We start from the raw sequence: 13887 nt of genomic DNA, 5'->3' as shown, positions 1-13887 counted from the left end.
GGGGCCGAGGATCGTTGCCCTCCCGTAAGCAAATGAGGCCTGTTCCCGACGACGCCGCTGGCAGACTAGGCACATGGTGACGCTGCTGCTCGACTCGACGCAGCTCGAGGTCGTGCTGTCGGGGTCCGAGCGCGCGCTGTCATTCCGCAAAGGGAATGTGGTCATCGAGCGTTCCACGATCACCAAGGTGCAGCTGACCGACGACGCGTGGACGTGGCTGCGCGGCATCCCCAGCCCCGGCACGCACGTGCGCGGCGTGGTCGCGATGGGCACCTGGCGCTCGGCCGGCGGCGAGGACTTCGCCGTCATCCGCCGCCGCAGGCCCAGCGTCGTGATCGACCTCGAAGGTCACCCGGAGTTCCAGCGCGTGATCCTCACGACCCGTCACGGGCTCGCGCTCGTGCAGGCGCTGCGCGTCGAGGTCGCCGAGGAGCCGGTCGACGTCGTCGAGATCGCGGCCGAGACGGGCACAGTCCCCGCCGCGCCCGAGAAGAAGCCGCGCAAGCGCAAAGCCCCCTCGCCGGCTCCGGCGGTCTGAGCCGCCCGGTCAGCTGACGTCGCGGCGCCAGCTGACGAGCTGCCCCAGGACGACGAACACCACCGCGTACCCGAGCAGCACGAGCCCGCCCACCCACCACTCCAGCGGGTCCGCGGAGCCCTGCGGGATGCCGACGGCGTAGACGCTCGCGCCGACGAGCGCATCGCTCGCGGCCCCGGGGAGGAAGCGGGTGTAGTCCGACAGCCCCTCGACGAACGCCGCCGCGGCGCGTCCGATGGGCTCGACGAACTGGGTGAACACGAGCACCCCGACGATCGCGCCCACCTGGTTGCGCACCAGCGCGCCGACCCCGACGCCGATGAGCGTCCACAGCACATAGGCCAGCAGCATCCGTCCGAGCATCGCCCACGTGTCGGGCGAGGACAGCTCGGTCTCCAGCGAGAACCCGGCGAGGAAGGCGGCCGAGATCCCCACCGAGGCGACGATGCCGATGACGCCCAGCACGACGCCGATGAGGATCCCGACGGCGAGCTTGGCGGCGAGCACCCGGCCGCGCCGGGGAGTGGCGAGGAACGTCGGCGTCAGGGTCTTGTGCCGGAACTCGGCCGTGACCATGAGCGTGCCCACCAGCAGCGGGAAGACATAGCCCACCGTCGTCGCGGTGCTGTAGAGCGTGGCCGCGAGACCCTCCTCAGGGAGCGGCGGCGCGTCGCCCGGGAGCGACCCGGACGCGGCGGCCGCGTAGACGAAGCCGAGTGCCGCGGCCGTGAAGCCCACGTAGACGAACAGGACGATCGCGAGGATCCACCAGATGCTCGTCGAGAACAGCTTGGTGGTCTCGGCGCGGGTCGCTGCGGTGAGGCTCATCGCGTGCCCCCTTCGTCGTGGCGCTGCTCATCGGGTTCGTCGGACGATGGTCCCGGGGGAGGAGCGGATGCCTCCTCCGCGGCCACGTCGATGCGCGGCGCCTCCCCGGTGTCGAACGCCGCGAAGAACGCGTCGGCCTCGATGTCGGCATCCGTCTTGACGTACGTCTCCCAGGGGCGGTCCTCATCGGCATCGGCCGGTTCCGGCGGGGAGAGCTCCTCGTCGATCTCGCCGATGGCCTCGACGTCGGGGTCGGCGTCGAGGGGAGCCCACGCGTTGCCGGGCGCCGCGGCGCCGGGCTCGGGGTCGGGATGGGGCGCTGGCTCGGGTTCGGGTTCGGGTTGGGGCTCGGGTTCCGGCTGCGGCTCGGGTGCCGGTTCGGGTTGCGGCTGGGGTTCCGGCGCGGAGAGCTCCTCGTCGATCTCGCCGATCGCCTGGACGTCGGGGTCGGCGTCGAGGGGAGCCCAGGCGTTCTCGACGACCGGGCCCGTGGCGACGGAGGGTTCGGGCTCCGGCTGGGGTTGGGGTTCGGGCTCCGGCTGGGGTTGGGGTTCGGGCTGGGGTTGAGGCTCCGGCTCGGGCTGGGGTTCGGGCTGCGGTTCGGGCTCGCGCTCCGGCTGAGGTTGGGGCTCCGGCTGCGATTCGGGCTGAGGTTCGGGCTGGGGTTCCGGCTGCGGTTCGGGTTGCGGCTGCGGTTCGGGCTGCGGTTCGGGTTCGGGCTGCGGCTCGGGCTGCGGCTCGGGCTCCGGTTGCGGCTGCGGTTCGGGTTCCGGCTGAGGTTCCGGCTGAGGTTCCGGCTCTGGCTGGGGCTGGGGTTCGGGCTGCGGTTCGGGTTCGGGCTGGGGCTGGGGTTCCGGCTGTGGTTCGGGTTCGGGCTGCGGTTCCTGCTGCGGCTCCGCGGGTGCCTCGGCGGGGACGATGTCGATCACGCCGGTGCTGGCCACCGCGTACGCGACAGGAGCGGACGGCGGTTGGACCGGCTCTGCATCCCCGACGGGCGGGACATCGGGCGCGGCGGCGGTGGCCTCCGCACCCCGGTCGTCGTCCGCGACGGCCCATGCCGCTCCCGCGGCGGCGCCCAGCGCGGCGGCGGCGCCGGGCGCGCCGGTCGCCTCCGCGTCGAGCTCGGCCGCGGTGAGCGCGGACTCGTCCGCTTCGCGAGCATCCTCGTCTGTGGCGGCATCCGTCGCGGCTGCGGCGACGACGGCGGCCGCGACCGTCGAGTCCTGCACACGGGGCGCATCCGTCGTGGCTGCTGCGGCGACGGGTGCGCCCGGCGCACCCTGGGCGCTGCGGTGCACCCGCGTGCCGTTGACGAGGTCGAGGAAGACCTCCTCCAAGGCCGGCCCGCGGCGGTGCAGCGACGACAGCGCCACGCCGCCTGCCGCGGCGGCCGCGCCGACGGATGCCGGATCCAGGCCGCGGACGGTCAGCCCCGACCGCAGCACCTCGAACCGCACCCCCGCGGCCTCCAGCGCCGACGTCAGCGCCGCGCGGTCGGGGGCGTCGACGATGGTCGCGTACTCGTCGGAGTCGGCGAGCTCGTCGATCGATCCCTGGAACACGAGACGGCCGCGCGAGATGATCAGCAGCGCGTCGACCGTCTGCTGCACCTCGGCGAGCAGGTGCGACGAGACGAGCACCGTGCGTCCTTCCGCGGCGAGCTGCCGCAGGAAGCCGCGCATCCAGATGATGCCCTCGGGGTCGAGGCCGTTCGCCGGCTCATCGAGCACGAGCACGCCGGGGTCGCCCAGCAGCGCGTAGGCGAGGCCGAGGCGCTGGCGCATGCCGAGCGAGTAGCCGCCGACCTTGCGGCCGGCGGCATCTGCCAGCCCCACCAGGCCCAGCACCTCGTCGACGCGCGCCCGCCCGATCGAGGCGGCCTGCGCATAGATCGCGAGGTGGGCCGCGCCGGTGCGACCGGGATGGAAGCTGGATGCCTCCAGCACCGCGCCGACGCTCTGCAGCGGCCTGTCGAGTTCGGCGTAGCGCCGGCCGCCGATGGTCGCGCGGCCGGCCGTCGGGCGCACCAGGCCGAGCAGCATCCGCAGTGTCGTGGTCTTGCCTGCGCCGTTGGGGCCGAGGAATCCGGTCACCCGCCCCGGATCGACGCGGGCGGTGAGATCGGAGACGGCGGTGACCGCGCCGAAGCGCTTCGTGACGCCTGCGAACTCCAGCGACTGACCGTCGGGCATGCCGTTCCCTCTCGTGTTGTGAGCAGACACCTCGCGCTGCGGAGGACGGTGCCGCTTCGTTGCGGGATTCCTGCGGAACTCAGTCCCATCCTGGCGGAAATCCGGCACCGACGTGGGAGAACTTCACAGGCCCGGTAACGTTGCGCCCGTGACCGATCTCGCCCCGCAATCCGCCGAGCCCACCGTGCTCGTCCGCATCGGCCGGGGGCTGGGGCGCCTGACCCTCAACCGCCCGCGCGCGATCAACGCGCTCGACCTGGGCATGGTCCGGCGTCTGCACGAGGCGCTGGACTACTGGGAGGACGACACCGAAGTAGACCTGGTGCTGCTGGACGGCGCCGGGGAGCGCGGGCTGTGCGCGGGCGGCGACGTGCGGGGACTGGCCGAGCAGGTCACGACCGGCCGTGCCGAGGATGCGGCGGTGTTCTTCCGCGACGAGTACGCGCTCAACGCCCGCATCGCCGAGTACTCCAAGCCGTTCGTCGCGTTCGCCGACGGCATCACGATGGGCGGCGGCATCGGCGTGGCCGGCCACGCCGCCATCCGCATCGTCACCGAGCGCTCGCAGCTGGCGATGCCCGAGACCCGCATCGGGTTCACCCCCGACGTGGGCGGCTCGTGGCTGCTCGCCCACGCGCCGGGTCGGATCGGCGAGTATCTGGGGCTGACCGGGGCCGTGATGGATGCCGCTGACGCGGTGTACGCCGGATTCGCCGACCACTGCGTGCCCCACGAGCATCTCGACGCCCTCCGCGACGCGCTCGAGACCCGGGCCGATCCGTCGAGCCCGACCGAGCTCGTGCTGCTGTTCGACGAGACCCCCGGCCCGTCCAACCTGGAGCGCTCGCGAGAGTGGATCGACGACGCCTTCGCCGCCGACACGGTGGCGGGCATCGTCCAGCGGCTGCGCGCGCGCCCGGAGCCTGAGGCATCCGCCACCGCCGACCTGCTCGACGAGCTCTCGCCCACCGGGCTCGCCGTCACGCTCGCCGCCGTCCGCCGGGCGCGCGAGCTGCCCGGCCTGCGCGAGGCGCTGGAGCAGGAGTACGGGCTCGTGATGTGGTTCGCCACCACGCAGCCCGACCTTGCCGAGGGCATCCGCGCGCAGGTGATCGACAAGGACCGCTCGCCGCGGTGGCAGCCTGCGACGATCGCGGACCTGCCGCCGGACCTGGCGGCATCCGCTCTGGCCTACCGTCCCCAGATCCCGCTCTGGGACTGACGCCGCGAACGAGGAGGGATCGTGAGCACCCGGCGACGCACGTACTCGATCGGGGTGGCGGTCGACTGGTTCTTCTTCGTCTTCGCGGGGATCGCGGCGCTGTGGCTGGCCTACCTCAGCCTCACCGAGACGTTCCACGTCGGCTGGTGGGGCATCCCGTTCTTCATCGTGTTCTGGGTGCTGCTGGCCTACCTCGTACTGCCGCGGCTGCACCGCATCCTCACCACGATCTACGTGCCCGACTACTTCATCGGGCGCACCCGCACCAGTGACGGCCTGCTCGGCGACCCGGTGAACCTCGCGTTCCTCGGCTCGGCGGAGCAGATCGAGGCGGCGATGACCGCGGCCGGGTGGACCCGCGCCGATCCCGTCACCCTCGCCTCGTCGTGGGGCATCATCCGCTCCACGCTCGCCCGCCGCAGCTACGACGAGGCCCCGGTGAGCCCGCTGTTCCTGTTCGGCCGCCAGCAGGACTTCGCCTACCAGCAGGAGGTCGACGGCAACCCCGCCCAGCGCCACCATGTGCGCTTCTGGCGCTGCCCCGACGGCTGGCTGCTGCCCGGCGGTCGCCGCGTGGACTGGCTCGCCGCAGGCACCTTCGACACGCGCGTGGGGCTGTCGCTGTTCACGTTGCAGGTGACCCACAAGATCGACGCCGACACCGACGTCGAGCGCGACCACATCGTGCGCACAGTGGCGGATGCCGATCCCCGCGTGGCGGTCGATGTCATCGCCGACTTCGCCACGGGGTACCACGCCCGCAACGGCGGGGGCGACAGCATCCGCACCGACGGCGACCTGCCGATCGTCGACGTGCGGGCCGTCGCGGAGGCGGTGTCATGAGCGCGCCCGGAACGCCGGCGACGCCCGAGCCGCGCAAGCGCCCCGCGTACGAGCCCGCCGCGCGGCTGCTGCGGCCGCCGCGCGGCGACCCCGACATGCCGCGGCCGGCGTCCATCGTCGCCGGAGCGGTGCTCGTGCTGCTGCGTGCGCTGGCCGGGGTGCTCGTGCTCGCCGGGATCGCGCTGGAATGGCAGGGGATCCTCGCCGATCCCGACGTCCAGCTCGCCCTGGAGGGGATCGACACGGCGACCGCCCAGATGTGGGGGCTGGTCACCGTCCTCGTCGTCGGCGGCATCACGGTCCTGATCGACGTCGTCCTGGCCGTCTTCGTGCTGCGCGGCCGCAACTGGGCGCGCGTGGTCGTGATGGTCGTCTCGGTGGTCTCGATCAGCACGTCGTTCTTCGCCTGGTGGGTGCAGGGGCAGGAGATCCGCGTCGACGAGACGTTCGTGTCGCTGGCCTTCGACATCCTCGTGCTGCTCGCGCTGTCCAGTCGCAGCGCCGCCGCCTACGCGCGACGCAACGAGCGGCGCGCGGAGCCCGCCTCCGCCGGGTGACGTAGCCTGTTCTGGCCGCGACGCGCGGCAGGACGATCCGGGGGAGGGTGCGTGTTCGACAGTCCGCTCTCGGCGTCCGCCTACGAGGTGCTCGCGGTCGATCCCGCCGTCGACGAGGAGGGCCTGCGCAAGGCGTATCGCCTGCGCCTGCGCCAGACGCACCCCGACACCGGCGGCGACGCCGCGCTGTTCATCCAGGTGCAGCGGGCGTGGGAGCTCGTCGGCACCTCTGAGGCGCGCGCGGCCTACGACCGCGGGCACGGCTTCGGCGAGGCGGCGGCTCCGGAATGGTCGGGGTGGCGCCCGCCGGCGGCGCGGACCGACACGCGCCCCCGCGCCCGCTCGTACGGTCACCCCGGCGGCTGGCGGCGTGAGCGCTACCTGACCCTCATCCGCGAGTGGGTGGGGCGTGGCGTCACCCTCGACGACCCGTACGACCCCGCGCTCGTGCGCTCGGCGCCCGTCGCGCTCAAGCGCCTGCTCGCCGACGCGCTCGCCGAAGAGGCGACCGCGCGCATCGTCTCCGACCTGGGCATGGGGTACACGGTGTGGCACGACGTGGCCGCCTCCGGCCGCGACGCCGACCCCGACGCCAAGATCGACCACATCGTGCTCGGCCCGAGCGGCCTGTACGGCATCCTGTCGGAGGACTTCGGTGCGCCCGCGCGCCTGCGCCGGGGCGAGTTCATCGGCGACGGCGTGCCCGGTGCGCCGATCGCCGAGCTCCTCGCCCGCATGCGCGTGATCTCGCGGGCCGCGGGTGTGCGCTTCAGCGGGGCGATCGTGGTGCTGCCCGACGAGGACGTCGAGACGCCCATCGACGAGCTCGGCAAGCTGCGGGGCGTACGCGTGGCCGTGGCCTCGCGCAGCGCGCTGACCACCGTCCTGCGCCGCGGCATCACCGGCGCGCGCGACATCGGCGGCAACGAGGTCTTCGACGTCCGCACGCGTCTGCAGCAGACGGTCCGTTTCGCCTGAGCGCGGCCGGCGCCCGTGGGCACCGGCCGCGCGGGCTCAGCCGATCGGCGACAGCCTCGTCTGCAGCACCACCGCGCCGTCGAGGTCCCTCAGGGTGACGAGCAGGCCGGATGCCTCCGCCACGGCCTCGGTCCAGGTCGCGGCCTCGGGCGAGCCGGGGTCGCGATCGGGGCCGCCGGCCACGAGCTGGGCGTAGGGGAAGGCGTCGTCGGGCGCGAGCAGAGCGGGCTCGTGCGTGTGCCCGGACACCACCAGCTGCGCCCCCCACTCCACGAGCGAGTCGTGCCACGCGTCGCGGCTCATCCGGCTGAACCAGTCATAGCCGCCGTCGTCGTAGTCGACCTCGGACTCGTCGGTCCAGCGCAGCGGGATGTGGCAGAACACCAGCCGATACTGGGCATCGCGGATCTCGGGGCGCGCGACGGCCTCGCGCAGCCACTCCGCCTGGAGGGCGCGCAGCGGCTCGAAGGCCACCCGCCCCTCGAAGCTCGGGTGATCGTCGGGCTTGTCCTCGCCGGTGTGCAGCAGGATGCACGCGATCGGGCCCACGCGGAACGCCGAGTAGGGCCGGCCGTCCGGTGTCGCCACGTACTCCTCGAGCCGGTACGCCCACGTGCCGCGCACGTCGTGGTTGCCGACGACGATCGTGAGTGGCCGGTCGGCGCTGACGTCCAGGCCCTCGGGGCTGAGGACGGTGGCCGTGAACGAGTCGTCGTCCTTCCAGTCGTTGCAGAGGTCGCCGTTCCACACGAGCAGGTCGACCGGGGGTGTGACCTCGTCCAGCGTGCGCAGCGTGTCGCCGTGCTGGTGGGTGTCGTTCCACACGGCGATGCGGGCGCTCGGAGCCTCCGCGTCGAGCGTGCGCACGCGCTTCCACGGCGACTCGTGGCGCTCGGGGGCACCGAGGATCGCCTCGGTGATCGCGCGCACCTCCACCTCGCTGCCGGGGGCGAGGTCCGACAGGCGCACGCGCAGCACGCGGTCGCCCTGCGGCACCATGCCGAACGCGTCGGCGCGGGCCACCCCCGACCCCGCGGCGCCGCGCCACTCCAGGCGGCCGCGGGCGAGCCGCCCGACGCTCCAGACCACCTCGAACCCGTCGGCGCGCGGTGCCATGACCACCGGAGGACTCGTGACGAGCCCCGGGGTCGCGGCATCCGTCATCGGCCGACCTCGAGCTCGAAGCGGTAGCGCAGGTCGTCCTCGAACCACATGCGGAAGTTGGTGCCCCACACGTTGTTGTGGAGGTTGACGTGCACGCCGTCGTCGGGGCGTGCGACGCGGTTCTCGAAGCGCAGCAGCTGCGGCTCGCCGACGGCCACCAGCGGCGCGTCGGGGGTGCGCAGCACGAAGGCGCGCTCGCCGCGGCACTCCACGGCCGAGACGGCGTGCAGCGTGCGGTTGCCGTTGCGCACGACACGGCGCGGGTCGACCTTCGTGCCGAGCTTGTCCAGGGCCCACCCGTCGTCCGCCGTGCGCGGACGGAAGCCCAGCCAGCTCGCCTCGGGCAGACGCGAGGCGTCGCGATCCTGCGCGTCCAGGACGATGGCGATCGGTCCGGCACCGTGCGGGAAGCGGTACTCCAGGCGCAGCGTCCGCGGAGCACCCCACAGCGCGCTCGCCGCTTCGGGCAGCTCCAGCTGCAGCGCGACGACGTCCGCGTCGGCGTCGGCATGCAGCGCGGCGCTCACGACGTGCGGCGCGAACACCTGCGCGGGCTGGGTGTCGGCGATCGCGAGGCCGGGCTTGGACTGGTCGGGGATCGCCCAGAATCCGTGCTCGTCCATGTCGCGGCAGTACTGGTCCATCCAGGCCTGCTCGTCGCGCTCGTCGAACGTCTGGTAGCGGTAGGCGGCGAGCCGGTTCTCCGAGCCCGCCCACTCGGTGCCGTCGCGGTCGACGAGCGACACGAGCGACCCGTCGTCGCCGAAGCTCACGGTGAACCGTCCGAGCCGGTGCGCCTCGCCGGCCTCGACGACCAGAGGGACGGATGCCGCACCCGCGGTCGCCGCGGGGCGCAGCTCGTCCAGGGCGGCCCGGGCGGCGAGCTCGCGTTCGGGCGCGAGCGCGGCGACGGCCCGCTCGAGGTACTCGCGCTGCTCGGCCCACGAGGCCTCGAAGCCCGAGTAGCGCAGCCCCTGCGGCGTCGGGTGCTCCTCGTAGGCCCACGCGTACGCCTGGGTCGGGGCCGGGTTGCCGGCGAGGTCGATCTCGTCGCGCGCACGCGCGGCGATGAAGTCGGCCTTCGTATACGAGGCGTAGTCGGGGAGGAAGGTCTTGAGGTCCTCGCCCCAGGTGTGCTCGGCGATGAGCAGCAGCGCGTCGCCGAATCGCTGCGCCTCGTCGGAGTCGGGGTCCAGCGCACCGGAGGCGACCCACTCGGCCCGCAGCGTCAGCATCCGTCGCAGTCCCGCCGTCAGCAGCGGGTCGCTGCCGACGCCGTGGATCCACGAGTCGCCGATCTCGTCGGTGAGCACCGGCAGCGCGTCGCGCACGGCGACCACCGCGGAGGCGAACTCGTCGAGGGTGGAGGCCACGATGCGCGCGTCCGGGTATGCGGCCGCGAGGGCTGCGAACAGCTCCTCGACCTCTTCGGCCGGCGGCGGGCCGAAGTTGTCGCCGGTGTGGGCGAGGTGCAGTGCGTCCGTCCCGCCGGGCACGACGGCAAGACCCAGGTCGGTGGCGCCGTAGCTGCGCGCATAGTTGACGACGACCTCGCTGCCGTCCGGCGCCTGCCAGCGGAAGAACTCCGGCACGTCGGGCACGGCCGAGGCGCCGTTGACGCCGATGTGCAGGTACTCCAGTCCGGATGCCGCAAGCAGCGGGACGAGCCCGATGGTGTGGCCGGGGACGTCGGTCATCTTCGCCGCGACGGTGTGCACCCCGAAGCGCTCGTCGAGGCGCCGGCCGATGCGGATGCCGTGCTCTACGAGCCCGGCGTCCATCACCTCGGTGTGGGTCGTCGCCGGCAGACCGTGCCAGCGGATGCGTCCCTCGCGGATCGCACCCTCCAGGCGGTCGCGCTCGGCGGGCGTTCCCGCGCGCAGTGCCTCGTGAATGAGCCAGGAGCCGGTCGTCCACACGAACCGGGCGTCGCCGCCTCGGCGGTCGAGCTCCTCGGACAGCTCGATCGCGCGGGGCAGATATGAGCGCACATACCGTTCGGCGACGTTGGCCGCGAGGTCGGTGAAGCCGATGTCGAGGTGGGTTTTGAAGACGACGTGGATGGTCGAGATCACGCGGGGGGCTCCTTCGCCGGGAGGGGGGTCAAAACTGTGTTTGCGTAAACACGATCATCTCGTATACTCCGATGTGAACGCAAACATTCACGAGGAAGTGGGTCCGCACATGAGCGACTCCAGTGCGACGACGGAGCGTGGCCGGTGGCAACGATGACCATCGCAGCGCCGTCGACCAGCCCGTCCGGTGCATCCACTCCGGCCGCGCCGACGGTGCGCAACCGCAAGCGACTGCGTCGGGACTGGGCCGGCTGGTGGTTCATCGGGCCGTTCATGCTCGTGTTCACGGTCGTGCTCATCGCGCCGCTGCTCTACGCGATCTACCTCAGTCTCTTCCACGAGTCGCTCATCGGCGGCACGCGTTTCGTCGGGCTCGAGAACTACGCGACCGCGCTCACCGACCCGAAGTTCTGGGACGCCACCCTCCGGGTGACGGTCTTCCTGCTCATCCAGGTGCCGATCATGCTCGCCCTCGCACTGGTCGCCGCGCTCGCACTGGACAGCGCGCGGCTGCGCTTCGTGCCGCTGTACCGCCTCGGCATCTTCCTCCCCTACGCGGTCCCCGGCGTCGTCGCCGTCATGATCTGGGGCTACATGTACGGGTCGCAGTTCGGCCTCGTCGCCGACATCAACCACTGGCTCGGCACGGCCATCCCCTCGCCGCTGTCCGACAGCTTCATCATGGTCGCGATCGGCAACATCGTGACCTGGGAGTTCGTCGGCTACAACATGCTGATCTTCTTCTCCGCGCTCAAAGCCGTGCCCAATGAACTGTACGAGGCCGCCGAGATCGACGGTGCCGGGCCCTTCCGCACGGTGTTCAGCATCAAGATCCCGTCGATCCGCGGGGCGATCGTGGTGGCCACGATCTTCTCGATCATCGGCAGCTTCCAGCTGTTCAACGAGCCGGCCGTGCTGCAGTCCATCGCGCCGAACGTCATCACCAGCTACTTCACGCCGAATCTCTATGCGTACAACCTGTCGTTCGCGGGTTCGCAGTTCAACTACGCCGCGGCGATCGCAATCGTCTCCGGCCTCATCACCATGGTGATCGCGTTCTTCGCGCAGTCCACCGGCAACCGCGGGGAGAAGATCCGATGACCACCGAGACAGTCGTCACCGGCGGTCGCCGTCCGAGCCGGCTCGCCAGCGGTCGCATCGCGCCGCGCCCCACCCGCGCCGTGCACAGCCCGCGCCACCGACGTGCGTCGATCAGCCTCACCGTCGTGATGGTGCTGATGCTGATGTACTGCTTGGTGCCGCTGTTCTGGCTTCTGGTCAACGCCTCCAAGACACGTGCCGATCTGTACGACTCGTTCGCGCTCTGGTTCACGCCCGACTTCGCACTGTTCCAGAACATCGCCGCGGTGTTCGCCTACGACGACGGGATCTTCCTGCGCTGGCTCGGCAACACGCTGCTGTACGTCGTGGTGGGCGCGGGCGGCGCGACGCTGCTGGCAGCGCTGGGCGGTTACGGACTTGCGAAGTACCGGTTCCCCGGCCGTCGCGCGGTCTTCGCGATCATCCTCGGCGCCCTCGCGATCCCGGGCTCGGTCCTGGCCGTACCGCAGTTCCTCATGTTCAGCGGCCTGGGGCTCACCAACACCCCGTGGTCGGTCATCATCCCGTCGCTCGTGAGCGCTTTCGGGCTCTACCTGGTCTGGGTGTACGCCGCCGAGGCCATCCCCGACGAATTGCTCGAAGCGGCACGCCTGGACGGCGCCGGCGAACTGCGCATCTTCTTCTCCATCTCGGTGCGCCAGCTCGCTCCCGCGCTGATCACCGTGCTGATGTTCGCCGTCGTGGCGACGTGGAACAACTACTTCCTCCCGCTGATCATGCTGAGCGACCCGCAGTGGTACCCGCTGCCCGTCGGTCTGAATCAGTGGATGGCGCAGTCCAGCTCGATCGGCGCGCAGCCCATCCCGCACTTGGTGATCACGGCAGCCCTGCTCACCGTCCTCCCGATCTCTGCGGCTTTCCTCTATCTCCAGCGCTACTGGCAGTCGGGGCTCACCGCGGGGAGCGTCAAATAGGCCCGGCTCCGGCCGAGCCGCCTGCAAGACCCACTCATCACACTCCATCAAGAAGAAACACCCGAAGGGAACTGCACGTGAAGAACAACAGCACCCGCTTCTGGCAGCGGGCCGGCGTCATCGCCGGCACCGGCGCACTGCTTGTCGGCGCCCTCGCCGGCTGCGCCAGCAGCACTCCGGAGTCCGCCGACAGCGGCACCCAGGCCGACATCGACGCTGCGGTCGAGAACGGCGCCACGCTGACGTGGTGGACCTGGAGCGACTCGACGCAGGACCAGGCCGACGCGTTCATGAAGGAGAACCCGAAGGTCAAGATCAAGGTCGTCAAGCTGGAGAACCCCGACGCGGTCGTCACGAAGCTCCAGAACGCGATCAAGGCCGGCTCCGGCGCCCCGGACATCGTCCCGGTCGAGTACCAGACGATCCCGCAGCTGGCGCTCGGCGGCGCGCTGGCCGACATGAGCAAGTTCGGCCTCGACAGCTACGACGGCGAGTTCACCGAATCGACGTGGAACTCGGTGCACTTCGGTGACGAGCTCGTCGCGATCCCCGGCGACTCCGGCCCCATGGTCATGATCTACAACAAGGACGTCTACGACGCCGCCGGCATCACCGCTCCGCCGACGACGTGGGACGAGTTCGCTGCCGCGTCTGCCGCCATCCACGCCGCGGACCCCGAGGCCTACATCGCCAACAGTGGCGACGCCGGCTTCATCACCAGCATGCTGTGGTCGGCGGGCGCTCAGCCGTTCCAGGTCGAGGGCGAGAACGTCACCATCGACCTGCAGGACGAGGGCTCGAAGAAGTTCGCCGACTACTGGGGCACGCTGCTGCAGAACGGCGAGCTCTCGCCGCTGCCGACGTGGTCGGACGAGTGGAGCAAGGCGCTCACGCAGGGCAAGCTCGCCACGTTGATGATGGGCTCCTGGATGATCGGCGGCATGGACGACTACAGCACCGGCAACTGGCGCGTCGCGCCGATGCCGTCGTGGGACGGTCAGCCCGCCTCCGCCGAGAACGGCGGCAGCGGCCTCGCGGTCACGTCGCAGAGCGCGAATAAGGCGGCCGCGGCTGCGGTGCTGCAGTTCTTCGCCGACGGCACGGGCCGCGAGCTGCAGAACGCGACCGGGTTCCCGGCGACCAACGCGGCGTTCGACAACCCCGAGTGGGCCGACGTCGAGTTCCCGGCGTACGACGGTCAGCAGGCCAACCAGGTCGGTGCCGCGTCGGCCAAGTCGGTCATCGCCGGCTGGCAGTACCTGCCCTACCAGGGCTACGCGAACAACGTCTTCGCCGACTCCGTCGGCAAGGCGCTCGGTGAGCAGGGCGACCTGAACGCCGCGTTCCAGGAGTGGCAGGACACCCTCGTGGAGTACGGCAACTCCCAGGGCTTCTCCGTCAACAAGTAATCCCCATCGATGACGCGGGGGATCTGCTGACAGGCAGGTCCC

12 protein-coding genes are annotated in these 13887 nt (G+C 71.4%); 8 read left to right on the top strand and 4 right to left on the bottom strand.

Annotated features, from left to right (window positions below):
• Positions 1 to 73 precede the first annotated feature (73 nt).
• The gene (locus AC1DDU_RS05420; protein WP_477431876.1) at positions 74 to 538 is read left to right on the top strand and encodes a hypothetical protein; all 465 of its coding nucleotides are present in this window, start codon (positions 74 to 76) and stop codon (positions 536 to 538) included.
• 9 nt (positions 539 to 547) lie between these two features.
• On the opposite strand, the gene AC1DDU_RS05415 is transcribed toward AC1DDU_RS05420, so the two are convergent.
• Both AC1DDU_RS05415 and AC1DDU_RS05410 read right to left on the bottom strand, forming a co-directional pair.
• Entirely contained in the window at positions 548 to 1366 is an 819-nt protein-coding gene (locus tag AC1DDU_RS05415) for an ABC transporter permease (protein WP_477431874.1), read from the bottom strand.
• The gene (locus AC1DDU_RS05410; RefSeq protein WP_477431872.1) at positions 1363 to 3561 is read right to left on the bottom strand and encodes an ABC transporter ATP-binding protein; all 2199 of its coding nucleotides are present in this window, start codon (positions 3559 to 3561) and stop codon (positions 1363 to 1365) included. Before AC1DDU_RS05410 ends, AC1DDU_RS05415 begins: the two co-directional genes overlap by 4 nt.
• Before the next feature lie 148 nt (positions 3562 to 3709).
• On the opposite strand from AC1DDU_RS05410, the gene AC1DDU_RS05405 reads away from it, so the two are divergent.
• The 4 genes from AC1DDU_RS05405 to AC1DDU_RS05390 are packed head-to-tail and all read left to right on the top strand — an operon-like array spanning position 3710 to position 7161.
• Entirely contained in the window at positions 3710 to 4783 is a 1074-nt protein-coding gene (locus tag AC1DDU_RS05405) for an enoyl-CoA hydratase/isomerase family protein (RefSeq protein ID WP_477431870.1), read from the top strand.
• Positions 4784 to 4804: 21 nt separating this feature from the next.
• Complete coding sequence (locus tag AC1DDU_RS05400; RefSeq protein ID WP_477431868.1) at positions 4805 to 5626, top strand: LssY C-terminal domain-containing protein; 822 nt, start codon at positions 4805 to 4807, stop codon at positions 5624 to 5626.
• Positions 5623 to 6183 carry a hypothetical protein gene (locus AC1DDU_RS05395; protein WP_477431866.1) on the top strand — a complete coding sequence of 187 codons (561 nt, stop codon included), beginning with the start codon at positions 5623 to 5625 and terminating at the stop codon, positions 6181 to 6183. Before AC1DDU_RS05400 ends, AC1DDU_RS05395 begins: the two co-directional genes overlap by 4 nt.
• A 51-nt stretch (positions 6184 to 6234) precedes the next feature.
• On the top strand, positions 6235 to 7161 hold the full coding sequence (locus tag AC1DDU_RS05390; RefSeq protein ID WP_477431864.1) for a J domain-containing protein: 927 nt from the start codon (positions 6235 to 6237) through the stop codon (positions 7159 to 7161).
• Positions 7162 to 7197: 36 nt separating this feature from the next.
• Here the strand turns inward: AC1DDU_RS05390 and AC1DDU_RS05385 are convergent, their stop codons facing one another.
• On the bottom strand, positions 7198 to 8325 hold the full coding sequence (locus AC1DDU_RS05385; RefSeq protein WP_477431862.1) for a metallophosphoesterase family protein: 1128 nt from the start codon (positions 8323 to 8325) through the stop codon (positions 7198 to 7200).
• Positions 8322 to 10400 carry a DUF5054 domain-containing protein gene (locus tag AC1DDU_RS05380; RefSeq protein WP_477431861.1) on the bottom strand — a complete coding sequence of 693 codons (2079 nt, stop codon included), beginning with the start codon at positions 10398 to 10400 and terminating at the stop codon, positions 8322 to 8324. The genes AC1DDU_RS05385 and AC1DDU_RS05380 overlap by 4 nt, the downstream gene beginning before the upstream one ends.
• Before the next feature lie 153 nt (positions 10401 to 10553).
• Between AC1DDU_RS05380 and AC1DDU_RS05375 the strand changes: the two genes are divergently transcribed.
• The 3 genes from AC1DDU_RS05375 to AC1DDU_RS05365 all read left to right on the top strand — a co-directional run bounded on the left by AC1DDU_RS05375 (position 10554) and on the right by AC1DDU_RS05365 (position 13845).
• Positions 10554 to 11501 carry a carbohydrate ABC transporter permease gene (locus tag AC1DDU_RS05375; RefSeq protein ID WP_477431859.1) on the top strand — a complete coding sequence of 316 codons (948 nt, stop codon included), beginning with the start codon at positions 10554 to 10556 and terminating at the stop codon, positions 11499 to 11501.
• Positions 11498 to 12436 carry a carbohydrate ABC transporter permease gene (locus AC1DDU_RS05370; protein WP_477431857.1) on the top strand — a complete coding sequence of 313 codons (939 nt, stop codon included), beginning with the start codon at positions 11498 to 11500 and terminating at the stop codon, positions 12434 to 12436. Before AC1DDU_RS05375 ends, AC1DDU_RS05370 begins: the two co-directional genes overlap by 4 nt.
• Before the next feature lie 77 nt (positions 12437 to 12513).
• Positions 12514 to 13845 carry an ABC transporter substrate-binding protein gene (locus tag AC1DDU_RS05365; protein WP_477431855.1) on the top strand — a complete coding sequence of 444 codons (1332 nt, stop codon included), beginning with the start codon at positions 12514 to 12516 and terminating at the stop codon, positions 13843 to 13845.
• Positions 13846 to 13887 lie beyond the last annotated feature (42 nt).

The organism is Microbacterium sp. 05T445 (genome assembly GCF_056395865.1).
The sequence above is the reverse complement of the archived record's forward strand: the minus strand, read 5'-3'. Positions and strand labels throughout refer to the sequence as shown.